Source organism: Arthrobacter sp. Soil736, assembly GCF_001428005.1.
GTDB lineage: Bacteria > Actinomycetota > Actinomycetes > Actinomycetales > Micrococcaceae > Arthrobacter.
Map to the genome: position 1 here is coordinate 371,333 of NZ_LMSB01000001.1, position 17,107 is coordinate 388,439.

Sequence of the window (17,107 nt, forward strand, 5' to 3'; positions counted from 1 at the left end):
CGTTGGAGACGGCGCGGCACGCGGTCGTCACCGGCTGCAGCTCGGGCATCGGCAAGGCCATCACAGCCCGGCTGCTGGCTGACGGCTGGACGGTCACAGGGCTGAGCCGCAGCGAAACTGCGCTGGGGCCGGGCTTTCAGTGGCGCCGCGCGGACCTGTCCGATCCGGCGTCGCTGGCCGGAACCGTCGCCGACGTCGGCCCTGCCGACGCCCTGGTGCACGCCGCGGGGTTCCAGCGGACCGCCGTCCTGGGCGAACTGGATCCGGAGGCACTCGCCGGGATGTTCACGGTCCATGTCGCCGCTGCCAGCGCCCTGGCCAACGCGCTGGTGCCGAAGATGCCCGACGGCGGCCGGGTCCTCCTCATCGGCAGCCGGACGTCCACCGGGTCCCCGGGCAAGAGCCAGTACGCGGCCACCAAGGCGGCGCTGCTGGGCATGGGCAGGACCTGGGCGCAGGAGCTTGCGCCCCGCGGCATCACCGTCAACATCCTGTCGCCCGGGCCGACGGATACCCCCATGCTGGCCGATCCCGGGAGGTCGGCCACTCCGCCGAAGCTGCCGGCGCTGGGCCGCCTGGTGGACCCCGAGGACGTTGCGGCTCTGGCCGGTTTCCTGCTGGGACCGCACGGGAAATCCATCACCGGGCAGAACTACGTGATCTGCGGCGGCGCGTCCCTGTGAGCGGATACGGTCGCCGGGCAAATACGATGAGGACAGCGTGATGGCCCGCCGGACGCGGACCAGGATGCGGCATCAGCTGCCGAAGGAGAACCAGGGATGACCACCGCCAAGACCAGGCGCGAAGAGATCTACCACCTCGCCGTCACCACGGGGCTGGCGTCGGTGGAGGAACTGTCGCGGCATTTCCAGGTCACGGCGTCCACGATCCGCCGGGACCTCGCCCAGCTGAATGAGGAGGGGAAGCTCGCCAGGACCTACGGTGGCGCGGTGGCGCTCGGCGCCCACCCCGAGCCGTCCCTGCGGCAGCGCACCGGCGAGGCATTCGAACAGAAGCAGGCCATCGCCGCCTGGGCCGCTTCAGAGGTCAAGGACGGCGAGAACATCCTGCTCGACGGCGGTTCCACCGTTGGCGCGCTCGCGCACGCACTGCGCGGGCGGGAGAACCTTTCGGTCACCACACCGGGCATCAACACCCTCCAGGAACTGGCCGACTCCCCGGGCATCCAGGTGGACTGCCTCGGCGGCCGGCTCCGCGTGGTCAGCCAGACGTTCGTGGGCCCGCTCGCCGAAGCCGCCCTGGAACGCATGAGTTTCGACCGGGTGTTCCTGGGTGCGGATGCCGTGACAGCAGATGACGGGCTGTGCGAGGCGGACCATTCCCAAACCAGGCTGAAGGAACTCATGGCACGCCGTGGCGACGCCGTCTACGTCCTCGCGGACTCCAGCAAGCTCGGCAAGCGGCCGTTCCACGCCTGGGCCAGGATTCCGCTGCCGTGGACCCTCGTCACCGACGCCGACGCCGACGCCGGCCAGGTGGCACTCTTCAGGAACGCCGGTGTGCGGGTGGAGCTGGTGCTGATTGAGGGCGAGGCGACGGCGGCTGAAGGAATGGGGAGGTCATCGTGACCATGCGCGAAACCGGCCGCGACATGTCCTCCAAATACAAGGAACCGCCATGCGCGGCCTCGCCGTCAACGTTCCGGAATGGTGCATGGTAGCCGCCGCTCCCTCAGACTGGCGGACAGCTTAGCCCGAGGACCATCTGTGTCCGAGCTGCGAGGGGGCTTGCGTCTGCATGGCTTCGTGGACCTGCAGGGCGAACCATAGCTGCGCAAGGGTGGAGGTTTCGGTCATGTCCAGACCCGTCAGCTCGCTGATCTTTCGCATCCGGTAGATGATTGTCTGGCGGTGGGCAAACAGGGCCGCCGCTGTTTTCTGCCATGAACGCTGTGTGTCCAGGAAGGTCTTCAGGGTGACGATGAGGTCCCCGTGCTCTCCCTGTTCATACTCGAAAATCGGGCCGAGGAACCTCTGGACGAGCGCGTTGCCTTCCTCGAAGCTGGTGAGCCCCATCCACGAGGGGCCGTCTGCGTAGCGGACCAGTCTCTCGCCGGTGCCGGTTGCTGTCCCAAGGGCCCATAGCGATTCCTGCAAGGCACGCTGTATTCCGGCGGCAGTTGACGGTGTACTGATCCCGATTCTGATATTCGACCCCACGGAGTGGATCAACATATCGTCGGTGATGTCCGCAGAGATAGCCAGATGAAGGGTGTTGAAACGGCTAAAACACGCGGCGGGGTAGCCGTGACGCCACAGTTCGACATGGACGTTTGCCAGCCTCTCCCCGTCGTCGGCGGACATCGAGACAAGCAGGAATTCACGGGACGGTACATCACAATCGGCGAGGCGGCTTTCCACTTCTGCAATCCCAAGGCGTCCGTCGATGGCCTGCAGGAGGAATTCTGCCCCAAGCCGGCGCTGGTTCTCCAGGGAAAGCGCCGTTCGCGACAGTTCGAGTCCCAGAACCGTGGCCGCATGGAGCAGCACCACGGCGTCGGGGTGCGGCTCTGCATTCGGCAGGACTATCAGAAGCGCATTGGCGTGTGTGGGAATGTCCGTCATCAGGACATGTCTGTCACGAAGGTGATGCCATTGGAACTTTTTGCTCACAACGGGCCTTTGGCTGGTCAGCGGCGCCAGTTCCTCGTCAAGCCATTCGGGCAGCACTTGTCCGCCAAGGTACCAGGCGTGCAGGCACCGCCGGTCCACAACGAACAGGTCTGAGTGGAGCTCGGTTGCAAGCCCCTGAAGGAGGCTCTGCCAATGGTCCTCAGACGTGCCGGCGGTGCGGAGCAAATCATAAATGCGGGCAGTCTGGCGCAGCCGACGGGATTCCTCCAGCAGCGAGGACTCAGCCACGGAGCGCGCGATCGCAATGAACGGCAGCGGATAGGGGACATTGATCACGGGCAACGGGAGTCGGTCGCAGGCGTCGAAGAATTCCTTCAGCAGCTCAGGGGCGTGCATCTTTTCACCGATCGCCAACGCGCTGGCCCCAGCCTTGAACAGCGCCTCGGCAAGCCCCACCTGCCCCGCAGCATCCTCGGGGATGGACAAGCCGTTGGTCATCATCAGCTCGCCGCCCGTGACCCATTCCCACAGGCGCGGCAGGTCGGAAGTGTGGGCCCAGATGATGCGGTTGGACAAGCCTTCCGACCCTGCCAGTAGAGTCAGCCCAAGCTGTGGTTCGGCCAGCAATTCGGCCACGGCGATCGCCATGCGGAGGTCTCCTGTTTATGAGTCCGGAGGCCATCCCACAGCCGCTTATACAAATGTATAAGCCATCCTGTTGTTTGTAGTCAATCTGCGCATGTACGCAGTGGGGCCGATCACCAACAATTGGGTCACTGAAACTTCCACGCTCAATGATGAGCATTCACGAGAGAGGGTTTGCAATGAGCGCAACGAGCAATCTCATTGATGACGCCCCGCTGACCAAATTCCACAAAAAGCTGACCTTCTTCGCTTCCGGTGGTCCTTTCATCGATGGCTACGCGCTGTCAATCATCGGCATCGCCCTGATCACGATGGTTCCCGGCCTGAACATGACACCGACGGAAATCGGCCTGGTAGGCGCCGCCAGCCTGGTGGGCATCTTCTTCGGTGGTGGCATCTTCGGGTGGCTGACGGACAAGATCGGCCGGCACAAGATGTACATCGCCGACCTCATCGCCCTGGCGCTGTTCTCCCTGCTGAACGGATTCGCCACAGAGATCTGGCAGGTTGTCCTCTGCAGATTCTTCCTCGGCATGGCCATCGGCGCCGACTACCCGATCGCGACCTCCCTGCTGGCCGAGTTCCTCCCCAAGGAGCACCGCGGGCGTCTCCTCGGCGCCACCTTCGTGGTCTGGGCCATCGGGGCAGCCGTTGCCTACGCCGTCGGCTACCTGCTGCGCGACATGGGCCCGGATGCCTGGCGTGTCATGGTTGCCAGCCCCGCGATCTTCGCCGTCATCACGCTTCTCTTCCGTCTCGGAACCCCCGAATCCCCGCGCTGGCTGCTCTCCCGCGGCCGCCGCGACGAGGCCGACGCGGTTATCAAGAAGGTCTACGGCCAGCAGTACGGCCTGGCCGACATCGCCTCGGACAGTGAAGGTCCGGCAAAACAAGGCAAATTCATGGACATCTTCAAGGGCCAGTTCTGGAAGCGCACCCTGTTCGTCTCCATCTTCTGGACGGCCCAGGTCATCCCGCTCTTCGCGGTTTACACCTTCGCGCCGGACCTTCTGCACTCCATGGGCTTGACCGGTGACGCCAACCTCTACGGCGGATCGTTCCTGATCTCCATGCTGTTCGTTGTCGGTGGCATCCCGGGCCTGTGGCTCGTCGAGAAGATCGGCCGCCGCAAGCTGCTCCTGTGGAGCTTTGGAATCATCGTGGTGGCCCTGGCCGTCCCCGCCTTCATCCCGAACGTCCAGGCCGCACCGCTCTTCATCGCCCTGGCCGTCTTTGCCCTGGCATCCGGCGCCTCCAGCTTCCTCGAGGTTGTCTACCCCAACGAACTGTTCCCCACGGAGATCCGCGCCACGGCGGTGGGCTTCGGCACGGCCATCAGCCGCGTTGGCTCCGCAGCGAGCACCTACTTGATGCCGGTCGCCATCCTCAGTCTCGGCGCCGCGGGCTCGCTGCTCATCGGCGCCGTCATCTCCCTGGTCGGCCTGTTGGCCACCTTCCTGCTCGCCCCGGAAACCGCGAACAAGTCGCTCTCGGAACTCACCACAGAAAAAAAGTCGGCTATGCCGATAACCAGCAAAGCAACTGAAGGATCCCTGTCATGACCACGCACAAGCCAATCGGCCCCGTCGACGCAACGAAGGTTCCCCGCTATGCGGGCCTTGGCACCTTCGCCCGGCTTCCCCAAATCGACCGCGTTCCGGACTACGACATTGCGATCGTCGGAGTGCCGTTCGACGGCGGTACCTCCTTCCGCCCGGGCGCCCGTTTCGGTCCGGCTGCTGTCCGTGAAGCATCCCGGCTGCTCCGCCCCGGCTACCACCCGGAACTGGACGTCGAGCCCGTGTACGAAGCCCAAGTTGTAGACGCCGGCGACATCGCGTGCACCCCCTACGACATCACGCGCGCAGTCCGCGAGATCGAGGAGCAGGCCCTCCCGCTCCTCGGCGACGCAGACTCTGGCAAGAAGATCATCTCCATCGGCGGCGACCACACCATCGCATTGCCGATGCTGCGGGCGCTGAACAAGGTGCACGGCCCGGTGGCCCTGCTCCACTTCGACGCGCACCTGGACACCTGGGACACCTACTTCGACCAGCCGATCACCCACGGAACCATCTTCCGCCGGGCATTCGAGGAAGGCCTCCTCGTCGAGGACAAATCGATGCACGTAGGCATCCGCGGCCCGGTTTACGACCGCGACGACTTCCTCCACGACCACGAATTCGGCTTTCAGATCATCCGCTGCTCCGACCTGGACGTCATCGGCGTTCCAGCCGCGATCCAGCGCGTCAAGGACCGTCTGGGCGACACCCCGGTCTACGTCTCCATCGACATCGACGTCCTAGACCCGTCCTACGCCCCGGGCACTGGAACCCCGGAAATGGGCGGCCTGCACTCCCGCGAGCTACTTGCCCTCCTGCGAGGCCTTAACGGCATCAACATCGTCGGTGCCGACGTCGTCGAGGTTGCTCCGGCCTACGACCATGCAGACATCACCACGGTGGCAGCGGCAACGCTCGTCTTCGACCTCCTCGGCCTGATGGTGAACCGCAGCAAGGGTGCCACCATCGCCGGCTCGGAAGACCTGGAGACGGCTACCGTCTAACGCGTCGCGCCTTCCCACCGCTCGCTAGCTCGCGGCGGGACCCTCGGCGCTAGCTAGCTTCCACTGCGGGCCTGGCGGATCATTCGCCGGGCCCGTAGCCGTAGCCGTATCCGGAGCCTGCACTGGGCTCCAATCCTGGCAGTGCCGCGAACGACGGCGCCCATCTGACTGAACGGGCTGAAGCATGACCACTGCACAGACCTTCGACAACCTCCAGCACGGCGATCATGTAGGAGAGGGAGGCGTAGTAGATCTTTTTCAGGAGAGATGGTCTTTGGATTGATGGGGGTGAAGCGCGGAAGCCTTCAGGGACGGGCCCGCGGGTTGGCGGGCCGCGGTTCTTGCACGATGTCAGCGGCGGATGTTGGGTATCAGACCGTCGTCAGCACGGGGGCGGTGAGTTTACCGTCGCGCATGGTGGCGACCGAGTCTGTCAGCGGGACGAATTCGGTGTCGTGGGTGACCATGACGGTGGCGACCATGAAGTCGTCGGTGACGCGGCGCAGGAGCCGGACAATGGAGTCGCTGCGTTCGTGGTCCAGGGCCGCGGTTGGTTCGTCCACGAGCAGGACCTTGGGATCGCCCATCAGGGCGCGGGCGATGTTGACGCGCTGGCGCTGGCCGCCGGAGAGTTGGTGCGGGCGTTTGTCGGCGCTGGAGCTGAGTCCGACAATGTCGAGCAGTTCGACGGCCTTTGACCGGGCAGCCTTGAGGGGTTTTCCGCGCAGGTGGTCGCCGATGATGAGTTGTTCGGCGGCGGTCAGGGACGCGAGCAGGTTCGGCTGCTGGAAGATGATGCCGATCTTCTCCCGCCGCAGCGCGGTGAGGTCCTTGTCGCTGAGTCCAGTGGCGTCGGTGCCGTCGATGATCACCAGTCCATGGGTGGGGTGGACGAGGGTGGCGGCGGCGGCGAGAAGACTGGATTTTCCGGACCCGGAGGGTCCGACGAGGGAGATCATCTGGCCGGCCTGCACGGTGAGATTCACGGCGTCCAGGGCCTTGATGGTTCCGTCTCCGTCCGGGTATTCGAGGGTGACGTTGACGAGGTTCAGGGGGCTGGGGGTGGAGGACATTGGGTTACTTCCTTTCAGAATGTACTCAGCGGAATCTGTGGCGCGGCCGCGGACGGAATCTGTGGCTGCGAAGGGTTTCAGTTCCCGCCGAGGGCGATCAGGGCGTCGACCTTGGTGACGCGGCGGACGGCCAGTGCCGCTCCGGCCAGGCCGAGGGCGATGATTCCGAGGATGGGCAGGAGTGTCGTTGCGGGGTTGACGAGGAAGGGGGCTGCCTGGGCTGCGAAGAAGCCGCCGACGATGCCGATCCCGCCGCCGATTCCGGCCCCGGCCAGCAGGACGATCGCGGCCTGGGTGATGGCGTCGCGCAGGACGTAACTGCCGGATGCTCCCATGGCCTTCAGGACCGCGATGTCGCGGGTCCGCTGGACGGTCCATACGGTCAGGAAGGCCACGATGACCAGGGCGGAGATGCCGTAAAGAAAGGCCTGCATCAGCGTCAGGGAGCCGTTCTCGCTCTTATAGGAGCCCAGGGCCTGGAAGGATCCGGTGCGCGAAGCGCTCACGGTGTGGGCTGCTACGTTGGCGGCGGCCTCGTCAACGGTGGCGCTGTCTTTGTATGTGATGGCGGCGACGGTTCCGAGCTGCTCCGGGTCGGTCAGGTGGGCGAGTTTGGCCCAGGTGGGAAGGGCGGTCCAGACGACACTGGTGTGGGAGTACCACTGGTCCTCGACTACGGCGCTGACGGTCAGTTCGGTTCCTCCGACGCTGGCCTTGTCTCCGGTGTTCAGGGAAAGGGCCTTGGCCACCGTTTTGCCGATCACGACGGTGTCCGCGGTAACCGCTGAGGGCGCCAGCTGGCCGTCTGGTGCCACGCCGAAGACGGCGACATTGGTGGTTCCGGTGGCCGCGGCGGTACCTTCGGCCACGGCCTGGAAGCGGGTCTGGCTGATGCCCAGGGCTTCGGCGGTTTCTACACCGGCCCGGTTCTTCCAGCTGTCGAGCTGCGCGGCGGTGACTTCGCTTTCGGTGAAGGAGGCCTTGGGCTCGTTGGTGCCGGGGGCGCCAAAAACGATGCTGTCCACTGCCTTGGAGTCGAAGCCGCTGCCGTTGACGGCGCCGAGTTTGTCAACGGCCGAGGTCGACTGGTCGCCCAAGCCGGCCGTCAGTCCCGAGAGCATGACGAGCAGCAGGGTGATCAGGGCGACGACGCCGCCCATCAGGGCGAACCTGCCCTTGGCAAAGCGGATATCGCGGATAGCAAGGAACACGTTTTCTCTTCTTTCAGTGGGCGACGCCGAGGCCGAGAGGCTCTGATATCCACTCTCCCGCGGGCCGGCGCAGGCGCCATCGTGCAGTTGATTGATACGCGGCGGAAGAATGGTTGATCCCCGGGTCAACCATTTGGTTGATCCGTCCCGGGCCCGGCGCGCATAAGCTGATCCAATGCCCTCCACAGAATCACTACCTCCCTTGGACGGGACCGGTCCCATAGGACCCGACGACGCCCTGCTCAGCGGCCTGGACGCTGCACCCTCCGTTGCGATCCTGGGCGCCCTGAGAGTGACGCTGCACGTCGGCTTCGCCGCCCTGCTGGGCGTGGCTGTCCTGAGGCTGCTGGTATCCGGTGGCGGGGACCCCCTACGGTATGTCTGGGCCGGGACCGCGCTTGTTCTGGCCGGAATGTACCTGACCGGCACCATCCTGGAAAAGCGTTTCGCCGCACGCGGCACGGGATTCGACCCGCGCCGCTACGCTGTCCTCTGGCTGGGACTCGTCACGGCCGTGTGGGCCATCCTGCTCGCCGGGAGCGCCGATTTCGCCTGGCTGGCATTCCCCCTCTTCTTCCTGCACCTGCACCTGCTGCCACGACGGATGGCACTGCTGACCATCGTGTTGATGACGGCGGCGGTGATTGCCGCCCAGTGGGCTGCCAGCGGACTGACCGTCCCGCCGCTGGCGGTGGTCCTGGGTCCCCTGTTCGGCGCTGCATTCTCCGTCGTTACCGGGCTGGCCTACCTCGCGCTCTACCGCGAGGCGGAGAACCAGCGCCGTGCAGCCGATGAACTCCGGCGGACCCGTGCGGAGCTGGCAGCGTCCCAGCACGACGCCGGCGTCCTGGCCGAGCGTGAGCGGCTGGCCCGGGAAATCCACGACACGCTCGCCCAGGGGTTCTCGAGCATCGTACTGGTGGCCCGCGCGGCGGAAAAATCGCTCAAGGCCGGAGATACCGCCACCGCAGCCGCACGCTTCGCCCTGGTGCAGCGGACCGCCTCGGAGAACCTGGCTGAGGCCCGGAACTTTGTCCGCGGACTCTCCTCGCCGAAGCTGCAGGGAACCTCCCTGGAGGAGACCCTGCGCCGGCTTTGCGAGAGTACGGAATCCAGCGCGGCGGCCCGGGGCTTAGGGTTGCGGTGCAGGTTCGAACTCGACGGCGACCCCGTTGAACTGCCGCAACCGTACCGGGTGACCCTGCTCCGCGCGGCCCAGGCCAGCCTCGCAAACGTCAGAGACCACGCTAGAGCCAGCAACGCTGTCGTGACCGTCGCATTTCTGGGCAGCGAAGTCACCATGGACATCTATGATGACGGTGTCGGCTTCGACACGTCCGGTTTGAAGGACAGCACTGATGCCCGCACGGACGGGAGCGGTTTCGGGATCCCGTCCCTGCAGGAACGGGTGACCGCGCTGAACGGCTCTCTCGAACTCGAATCAGCACCGGGGGAGGGGACCGTGGTGGCTATCCGCCTGCCCCTGGACGACGTGCCTGCGAGGGAAGAACAATGAACGACATCCGAGTCCTGCTGGTCGATGACCATCCCGTGGTCAGGGCCGGGCTGCGGGCCATGCTCACCGAATTCGAGGGCATCTCGGTAGCAGCCGAAGCAGCCGACGGCGACGCCGCGCTCAGGGAACTGAAACGGTTACAAACCCTGGGAGACCCGGTCGCTGTCGTGCTCATGGACCTGCAAATGGGTGCCGGCATGGACGGAGTCACCGCGACCTCGCAGATCAAGCTGCTGGACGCGGCTCCGCCGGTCCTGATTCTGACCACGTACGATACGGATGCGGATATCCTGGCCGCCGTGGAGGCAGGGGCCAGCGGCTACATGCTCAAGGACGCACCTCCCGAACAGATCCGGCAAGCCGTGCTCGCGGCCGCCGCCGGCCAGACGGCCCTGGCCCCCAAAATAGCGGCTCTGCTCATGAACAGAATCAGCAACCCCGCCCCCGCACTCACCCCGCGGGAAGTCCAGTTGCTCGGGCTGCTGGCGACCGGGCTCTCCAACCGGGCCATCGCAAAACAGATCTTCATCTCCGAGGCAACCGTGAAAACCCACTTGGTGCACATCTACGGGAAACTCGGCGTGGACAATCGCACCGCCGCCATCGCTGCGGCAACCCAGCGACGCATCATCCGAGCCCCCGGGCACTAGGCATGAGACGCCCCTGCTGCGAGAGTTCACGTCTTGAGATTGGTCGTCCCGGACCATACCAGGGTCGGCAGCGGCACGCCTGTCTCTTCGACTCCGGCCTTCCACCTGACGTACGCCACCACGATAGGAATGGCGTTTGTCATGCCCTTGCCTGAGGAGGGGTGGCCGGAAGGGCCGATCGTGCTCGGCGTCAGCTGGGGGTTCCCTGAGCTTCTCGTCCGGACGGCCGCTGACCTAGCCGCTGATCTTGGCCTGCATTTAGTGTGCGCTTTTGTCGATCCGGCCAGCTACCTGACCGAATGGGAGGCTGAGGAGCTGCGGACCGCCCATTCCATGGACCCTGCCGCCAATGAGGAGGCCGACTTTCCGGCCGGGCAGCTGCTGTCGAGACTTGAAGCCATTCTCGGGCAGCCGGGGGAGACCTGGTCTTTCCGGGTGCTGAACGGTGACGTTGCGCAGGCTCTCGGCCGCTTGGCCCAGAGCGCGGGCGCATCCCTGTTCATCGTGGGCTGCCGCCGGTCAGGTGTTCTCGTCTGGATGGACCGGCTCATCGAGGGATCGGTCTACGCAGCCCTCGTCCGTCAGCAGCAGCTGCCCGTTCTCATCGTCCCGGACGCCGGCTGACCGCGAACCTAGGGTGCCGGCCGGCCGGCGGGAATCTTGCGACTGCCTGGCCGGGTTACCGCTTTTTCCTGCCCACGCGCCAGCCGGGAAGGGCGGCATCGAGTGCTTCGGCCTTCTTGGGACTGAGTTTGCCGCGGCGCTCCTTGAACCTCTGGGTGCGCAGCCAGACACCGAGCTCATGTTCCTCACCGCTGATGGAGGCCTTGCTGCGGGGCCAGTCGTGCCCCGAAGCCCGGTACGTGACCAGGGCCGCCAGCCGTTCCCGCCACTTGGCCTCGTGGGCGACATCCCGGGGTCTCCGCTGCCAGTCCGGAAGCAAGGCCAGGCCGTCCCGGATGGCCGGGTCCAGAATTCCGGCGTCGGCGTCACGGCGTCGGCGTCTCAGCCACGCCGCCAGCTTTCGTTCGGACTCGTCGTCAGCGTTCCGGGACGGATACCGCCCGGTTGCCTCCACCATCGCGAGCACCGCACGCAGGCGCTTCATGCCGGGTGTAGCCGCTGATTCGCCGGCTGCTTCGTGCTCGGACCGCAGATCCGGGTCAAGGGCCTTTGCCAGGGCGATGTGGTCCTCGACTGTTGATGACGGGGCGCCGGTCAGTCCGGCGATTTTCTTTCGGGAAAGACCCCGCCGGTACATCAGCACCCACTCAGGATTCGGTGCCGCGTCCCCTCGCCACTTAGCCACAAAGGCAATCCTGCCACCCGAAGGGCCTCCCAAGGGTTGGCCGTCCCGGAATTTAGCAAAACTGAACTTCCGCGCGTCCGGTGGTGCGGACTAATTTACGCATTACTCTGCTGCCATGGATGAATATTCCGAGGAACTCGTCAACCTTGCGTTTATGGCTTTGGATCATGCGATTGATTCCGTGGTTTCATCGGGCGCCGATTTGGTGCCCTTTGTTATCCGAGAAACCGACAATCAACGGAATCTGCAGCGGTACATCACCGGGGACAGGCTTGAGGAAAGCGTCGCAACTGCCAGGCAGGCCGTCAGGGACGAACCGCTTCCCGATCGCGTGGCGCTGGCATGGGACGGGTATCTCACCACTGCCGACGGGCGTCTCGAAGCCGTTTTCGTCGAATCCTACGAGCAGGGCGCACCGACTGGATTCATCATGGCTCAGCGTTACCAGAAAACCGGATTCCTGAAGAAGAAACGCGAATCCGTAGGAAATCCGGCTCTGGTGCAGAAGGACTCAAAGCCGCTTTTCTAGTCGCTATTCAAAGGTGATGGCACAACGAAGTCCGGTGGCTGCCTGCGTGGTGCCGGCAGCCACCGGACTGGTGGCGGAACTGCCTGGAATTATGCAGCGTCACCGTGATCGTTGAGGCCGCGGTTTACTATTTGTTCGCTACGGTGGCGGGTCCCGCGGTACCGCCCACACTGGACTCAATCCAGACGGTGCCGGGGTTGCTGGTTCCGGCGGCGGCATTGCGCAGCCGGAGGATGTAATCGCCGCCGGTTGCCGGTGCCACGGCTGCGGTGACGGTAACGCGTCCCAGGACGGGGCCGGCCAGGCTGCCCGAGTGGACGGTGATGACGCCGCCAACCACGCTGCTGGTGCCGATGATCCGGAGATCGCCGGTCTTCCACTGTGCCGAGCTGATGGTCACACGGTCCGGCACTGGCGTCACTTTGACCTCGTCGGTCCGGACGTCGGTGCCGGCGGTGACCGTCAGCCTGAAGGTGAGCGGGCTGTTAGTCATCGGGTACTGGTAGACCGGAAGGCTGAACGTGGGCTTCAGTGTGGTGGCGCCGGTCAGCGTGACCCTGTTGGGATCGGTGGGCGAGGCCAGGACCTGCTCCCACCGGTAGGTGGCGCCGGTGGTGGAACCGGTGCCGTCCAAGGTGACCGTGGTGGCGGTGGTACGGCGTGCGACGGTCTGATCCGGACCGGCAATGGCTACCAATGCACCCTGGACGGTCACGGGAGCCGTCTTGGCGGATTCGGGCCCGGTGCCGTTGATGTTGCTGGCCCTGACCGTGAACGTGTAGGCGGTGTCACCGCTGAGTCCGTCATAGACCAGGGTGGTGACGTTGCCGGCGACCGTCTTGGGGGCGCCGAACGCCGCGCCGTCAGCGGTGTAGGCCTGGACCGTGTAGCCGGTGATGGTCAGCCCTGCGGCGCCCGGGTCCGGTGCGGTCCAGGTCAGGCTGGCCGTCCCCTGACCTACAGTGGCTGCGGTGATGACCGGCGCTGCCGGCACGGGATCGTTGGTGATGGTGAACGTGGCCAGTCCGGTCTGGGACACGTTGCCGGACGGATCAATGGCCACGAATGTCAGCGTGCTGGTCTGGGCGACGTCCATCGGCCCCGTGTAGAGCACTGCCGCGTCGGAAAGGACGCCGCCCGAAAGCAGGACCGGGGACCCGTCCAGGGTGTAGTAGATCTGGGCGCCAGGTTCGCTGACGGTGAGCGTCACCTTCTGGGCGGTGGGGGATGTTGAGCCGTTGGGCGAGGCGGTCACCGTAGGTGCGGTGGTGTCCGTCACCGGAACCGCGTGGGCGGCCGGGAAGGTCTCGCCGGAGCTGCTCATGCCGACCACGTAGACGTCGTACTCTTCAGTGGCGGAAAGGCCGGTGATGGTGGTGCCGGTGGCGCCCTGGCCGGAGATCCGCTTGCCGATTTCCACCTGCTCCCCGCTGTTGACGGTCTGGCCGACGGCCACGGCGCGGTAGCCGGTGATGGCCGGAGTGCCGGGGACGGCCTCGGCAGGCGTCCAGGTCAGCTTCAGTCCGCCGGATACCTTGGCGGCGGCGATGTTGGTGGGGGCCACAGGGCCGGACTGGCGGGGGCCGTTGGGGCAGCCGCCCATGCCGGGGCCGCCGGGCTCGCCGTACTCTGCAATTGTCAGGCCCTGGCGGTTGGCGTCTGCGTCCTCAAGTTCCCAGGCCATGGCGCGTTCGCCGAGACCGGCGTTGGCAGCAATTTCAGCAGTGGCGGCGTCGTCGAAGACATAGGTGGCGGTGAAAGTATCGCCTGCGTACTCCAGGCTCGAGGAGTAGCCGCCCTTGGGCGCAGGCGTCAGGGGGCCGGGGACTGCGCGGATGTCGCGGCGTGCCACGGTGGTGTCCCGGAGGGCGGGCTCAATGATGCGCTGCTCCATCTGGGCCGGATTGACTCCGGCTCCGATGTGCCCCTTGACGGTGACGGTGCTGCCACTGAGTTCGGCGTCCCCCGTCACGTAGGTATCCTGGACCGTTGTTTCGCCGGCGGCAGTGGTGCCGAATTTGATGGAGACGACGTCACCGGGAAGGATATCGGGAGTGACGTTAAGTCCGGTACCGGCACCCCAGCAGGCGCCGCCCGGGTGGTTGATTTCGAACGCCACGTCGCCCGCCGCGACCACGGACTGTGCGGAGCCGACGACTCCCACGCCCGGCCGGGTGACGTCAACCGTTGCTGTCTCACCGAGGTGGTCCTGGTAGCCCTCGATCGTCACAAAGTCCCGGTCGGGAAAGACCACGATGTTGTCCGGGAAAGCAGGGACGGCCGCATTGGCGGCTGGAATGACGAGCATGGACGTTGAGCAGATGACGGCGGCCGAAACGGTGGCAATGATTCCGGCCCTGCGGGTACCGGGAGGGCGAGAAGTGTGCGCTCCCGGCTCGTACTGTGCTGATTTCATGATGACCTCATCGATCCGAGGTGCGCGATACCTTCACGCACAATCACAGAATCAATAAGGCCCCTTGGGGAAACGCTGTACGCCCCGGAGAGCCCAAGCGCTACAAGCCACCAAATTGGCAGCACCCCTGGTCCCCCCACTTAGAGGGGCAACGGGCGCGATGGCCTGGCCTCCCAATCGCCGTACGGCAGGCAAGGGAGGCTCTGATAAGTCTCTGCAGGAAGGCATCCGAGTGCGGGGACATGACCCCCATGGGGGATGGCTGTCCCCTCAGGCGGGGGGATCAGGAATCCGGGTTTCTCCAAGGGCAGGACAGGTTCCGTCCTGCCCTTGTGACGGCTTAGCCGGGCAAACCTAGCCCTGGCGGGCCTTTTTCGCGTCCTTCTTGGCAGCCTCGTCCTTGACGCGCTGCGCTTCGGCGCGAACTGCTGCGTGCGTGGAGCGCTCGGCGACCAGCCAGGCCGGGGGAGCCTGCAGCAGGGCGGTGATTTCCGCCGTCGTCAGTGCCTCTTCGACGCCGCCGCGGGCCAGGCCGCTGATGGAGACGTTGAGCTTCTGCGCCACCACCGGGCGGGGGTGCGGGCCGTTGCGGCGCAGCTCGGCCAGCCACTCCGGCGGATTGGCCTGGAGTTCGGCGAACTCGGCGCGGGTGATGGTTGAATCCTGGAACTCCTGCGGTGTTGCGGGCAGGTAGATGCCAAGTTTCTTGGCAACGGTGGCCGGCTTCATGGACTGGGAGTTAGCAGAGGTCATGCTCCAAGGGTATCTGGCCGGCCGCGCACAGCGCACCAACATCAGGCATCAGCGGGCGGTGCTGGCGGTACTGTGAAGGTGTGCCCGCTGAAGATGAACCCACGCTTGCCCCCGCCCCTCCGGAACCTCAGCCGCGGGAGCTCCGCTTTGCGTACGTCGCCGGGGTGACTCCGGGCAAGTGGATCAGGCGCTGGGAAGAACGGATGCCGCATGTTCCGTTGCGCTCGTTCATGTCCGACGGCGGCACCCAACTTTCGGTGCTGCGCGACGGTTCGGCGGACCTTAGTTTCGTCCGGCTGCCCGTGGACCGCGAGGGCCTGAACGTCATTCCCCTGTATGAGGAACAGCCCGTGGTGGTGGCGCCCAAGGGCCACGAGATCTCCGTGTTCGAGGACGTGGCGCTTGAGGACCTGGCGGCCGAGACCTTCCTTGACGCCGACGAACTCGGCGGGCCCGAAACCGCCCTCCAGGTGGTGGCTTCCGGAGCGGGCCTGCTGATCCTGCCCATGTCCGTGGCCCGGCATTTCAACGTCAAGGACACCGTGGCGCGCCGCCTCACCGGAGCGCCCGGCACCGAGATCGCCCTGGCGTGGCCCAGCGATTCCACGGACGAGGTGATCGAGGAGTTCATCGGCATTGTCCGCGGCCGGACCGCGCAGAGCTCGCGGCAGCCGTCGGCGCAGCAGGAGAAGCCGAAGAAGGAGCCCAAGCCGGACCGCCGCGGCACCGGCGTCAAGAAGCCCAAGGTGGCTCAGCGCTACGCCCCCAACCCGGACAAGGGCCGCGGCAAGGGCTCCCGGAAAAAGGGCAAGCGCTAGATAAGCCCTTTCCCGATGGCGCTGACTTCGATGGCATGGCGGACTGTATATACGTAGACGTCGCCTCATAGACGTCGCCGGAAAGCGCCCTGCTCCTGCCTCCGAATTCGCCTGCCTCCTAAATCGTTGAATTGCTGGATTGTTGAACAATCCTGAAAAGTGTTGCATCCTTGAAGCAGGCACTTCAATGAGACAGGGGTCACAATGCCAACCATGGACCTGAACAGTGACGTCGGAGAATCCTTCGGACGATGGACCCTGGGCGACGACCAGGCGATGTTCCGCTCGGTCACCAGCGCCAACGTCGCGTGCGGATTCCACGCGGGTGACCCCAGCGTCATCCGCAGCACCTGCCGGAAAGCCGCGGAGGCCGGCGTCGTGATCGGAGCGCACGTGGGCTACCGCGATCTCGCGGGCTTTGGCCGCCGCTTCCTGGACATCGACCCCAACGAGTTGGCGGATGACGTGGTCTACCAGATCGGCGCGCTGCAGGCACTGGCCGCAGCGGAGGGGGCGCGCGTCAGATACGTCAAGCCGCACGGCGGCCTCTACAACGCCATCGTCCGCCACACTGCGCAGGCACGGGCCGTCGTCGACGCCGTCAAGTCCGTGGATCCCGGACTGCCCATCATGGGCCTCCCGGGCTCCGAGGTGCTGCGCCTGGCCGAGGCCGCTGGGTTGCGGGCCGTTCCGGAGGCATTCGCCGACCGGGCCTACACCCCGGAGGGCACGCTCGTCTCCCGCTCGCTGCCGGGATCCGTCCTTGAAGATCCGGCCGAGGTGGCGGAGCACGTCCTTCGGATGGCGACCGAGTCTGCCGTCCGCGCTGTGGACGGCTCCATCCTCAAGATCCGGGCCGAGAGCATCTGTGTCCATGGCGACTCTCCCGGGGCTGTTGCCATGGCCGCCGCGGTGAAGTCGGCCCTCAGCGGGGCGGGCGTCAGCCTCGCCGCGTTTGCCTGATCCCCGCAGTCTGATCCCGCGGGCAGCCTGCCGCGTTTGCCTGATTGCCGCGCCAGCCACCCGA

General features: G+C 65.7%; 16 protein-coding genes. 10 read left to right on the forward strand and 6 right to left on the reverse strand.

From position 1 onward, the window contains the following. Positions 1–2: 2 nt before the first annotated feature. Complete coding sequence (locus tag ASG92_RS01750; protein ID WP_056623503.1) at positions 3–683, forward strand: SDR family oxidoreductase; 681 nt, start codon at positions 3–5, stop codon at positions 681–683. Positions 684–779: 96 nt separating this feature from the next. After that, entirely contained in the window at positions 780–1,589 is an 810-nt protein-coding gene (locus ASG92_RS01755; RefSeq protein WP_056623506.1) for a DeoR/GlpR family DNA-binding transcription regulator, read from the forward strand. Positions 1,590–1,709: 120 nt separating this feature from the next. Here the strand turns inward: ASG92_RS01755 and ASG92_RS01760 are convergent, their stop codons facing one another. Further along, the gene (locus ASG92_RS01760) at positions 1,710–3,242 is read right to left on the reverse strand and encodes a PucR family transcriptional regulator (RefSeq protein ID WP_056623509.1); all 1,533 of its coding nucleotides are present in this window, start codon (positions 3,240–3,242) and stop codon (positions 1,710–1,712) included. A 176-nt stretch (positions 3,243–3,418) separates the two neighbouring features. On the opposite strand from ASG92_RS01760, the gene ASG92_RS01765 reads away from it, so the two are divergent. Together ASG92_RS01765 and speB are read left to right on the forward strand one after the other, a co-directional pair. Continuing rightward, entirely contained in the window at positions 3,419–4,801 is a 1,383-nt protein-coding gene (locus ASG92_RS01765) for an MFS transporter (protein WP_082579237.1), read from the forward strand. Then, on the forward strand, positions 4,798–5,805 hold the full coding sequence (speB, locus tag ASG92_RS01770) for an agmatinase (RefSeq protein ID WP_056623512.1): 1,008 nt from the start codon (positions 4,798–4,800) through the stop codon (positions 5,803–5,805). Before ASG92_RS01765 ends, speB begins: the two co-directional genes overlap by 4 nt. A 371-nt stretch (positions 5,806–6,176) precedes the next feature. On the opposite strand, the gene ASG92_RS01775 is transcribed toward speB, so the two are convergent. Further along, positions 6,177–6,878 (reverse strand): ABC transporter ATP-binding protein, encoded by a 702-nt coding sequence (locus ASG92_RS01775; RefSeq protein WP_056623515.1) that lies wholly within the window; start codon positions 6,876–6,878, stop codon positions 6,177–6,179. A 77-nt stretch (positions 6,879–6,955) separates the two neighbouring features. Then, positions 6,956–8,089 carry an FtsX-like permease family protein gene (locus ASG92_RS01780; RefSeq protein WP_056623517.1) on the reverse strand — a complete coding sequence of 378 codons (1,134 nt, stop codon included), beginning with the start codon at positions 8,087–8,089 and terminating at the stop codon, positions 6,956–6,958. Between the two features lie 175 nt (positions 8,090–8,264). On the opposite strand from ASG92_RS01780, the gene ASG92_RS01785 reads away from it, so the two are divergent. The 3 genes from ASG92_RS01785 to ASG92_RS01795 are packed head-to-tail and all read left to right on the forward strand — an operon-like array spanning position 8,265 to position 10,879. Further along, entirely contained in the window at positions 8,265–9,605 is a 1,341-nt protein-coding gene (locus ASG92_RS01785; RefSeq protein WP_082579238.1) for a sensor histidine kinase, read from the forward strand. After that, positions 9,602–10,255: a response regulator transcription factor gene (locus ASG92_RS01790; protein ID WP_056623520.1), complete on the forward strand. Its 654-nt coding sequence runs from the start codon at positions 9,602–9,604 to the stop codon at positions 10,253–10,255. The genes ASG92_RS01785 and ASG92_RS01790 overlap by 4 nt, the downstream gene beginning before the upstream one ends. Positions 10,256–10,288: 33 nt before the next feature. After that, positions 10,289–10,879: a universal stress protein gene (locus ASG92_RS01795; RefSeq protein ID WP_240986956.1), complete on the forward strand. Its 591-nt coding sequence runs from the start codon at positions 10,289–10,291 to the stop codon at positions 10,877–10,879. Between the two features lie 55 nt (positions 10,880–10,934). Here ASG92_RS01795 and ASG92_RS01800 read toward each other — a convergent pair whose 3' ends face one another. Further along, entirely contained in the window at positions 10,935–11,564 is a 630-nt protein-coding gene (locus ASG92_RS01800) for a helicase associated domain-containing protein (RefSeq protein WP_157372020.1), read from the reverse strand. A 115-nt stretch (positions 11,565–11,679) separates the two neighbouring features. Here ASG92_RS01800 and ASG92_RS01805 point away from each other — a divergent pair, with 115 nt between their 5' ends. Beyond that, a complete protein-coding gene (locus ASG92_RS01805; protein WP_056623529.1) occupies positions 11,680–12,093 on the forward strand; it encodes a hypothetical protein in 414 nt (137 codons plus the stop codon). Positions 12,094–12,220: 127 nt separating this feature from the next. Here the strand turns inward: ASG92_RS01805 and ASG92_RS01810 are convergent, their stop codons facing one another. Together ASG92_RS01810 and ASG92_RS01815 are read right to left on the reverse strand one after the other, a co-directional pair. Further along, positions 12,221–14,509, reverse strand: a complete 2,289-nt coding sequence (locus ASG92_RS01810) for a fibronectin type III domain-containing protein (protein ID WP_056623532.1) — start codon at positions 14,507–14,509, stop codon at positions 12,221–12,223. 354 nt (positions 14,510–14,863) lie between these two features. Further along, the gene (locus ASG92_RS01815) at positions 14,864–15,262 is read right to left on the reverse strand and encodes a DUF5997 family protein (RefSeq protein ID WP_056623534.1); all 399 of its coding nucleotides are present in this window, start codon (positions 15,260–15,262) and stop codon (positions 14,864–14,866) included. Positions 15,263–15,342: 80 nt separating this feature from the next. On the opposite strand from ASG92_RS01815, the gene ASG92_RS01820 reads away from it, so the two are divergent. Further along, positions 15,343–16,080, forward strand: a complete 738-nt coding sequence (locus ASG92_RS01820) for a LysR family substrate-binding domain-containing protein (RefSeq protein WP_056623538.1) — start codon at positions 15,343–15,345, stop codon at positions 16,078–16,080. 204 nt (positions 16,081–16,284) lie between these two features. Then, on the forward strand, positions 16,285–17,043 hold the full coding sequence (locus ASG92_RS01825) for a 5-oxoprolinase subunit PxpA (protein WP_056623543.1): 759 nt from the start codon (positions 16,285–16,287) through the stop codon (positions 17,041–17,043). Positions 17,044–17,107: the final 64 nt, after the last annotated feature.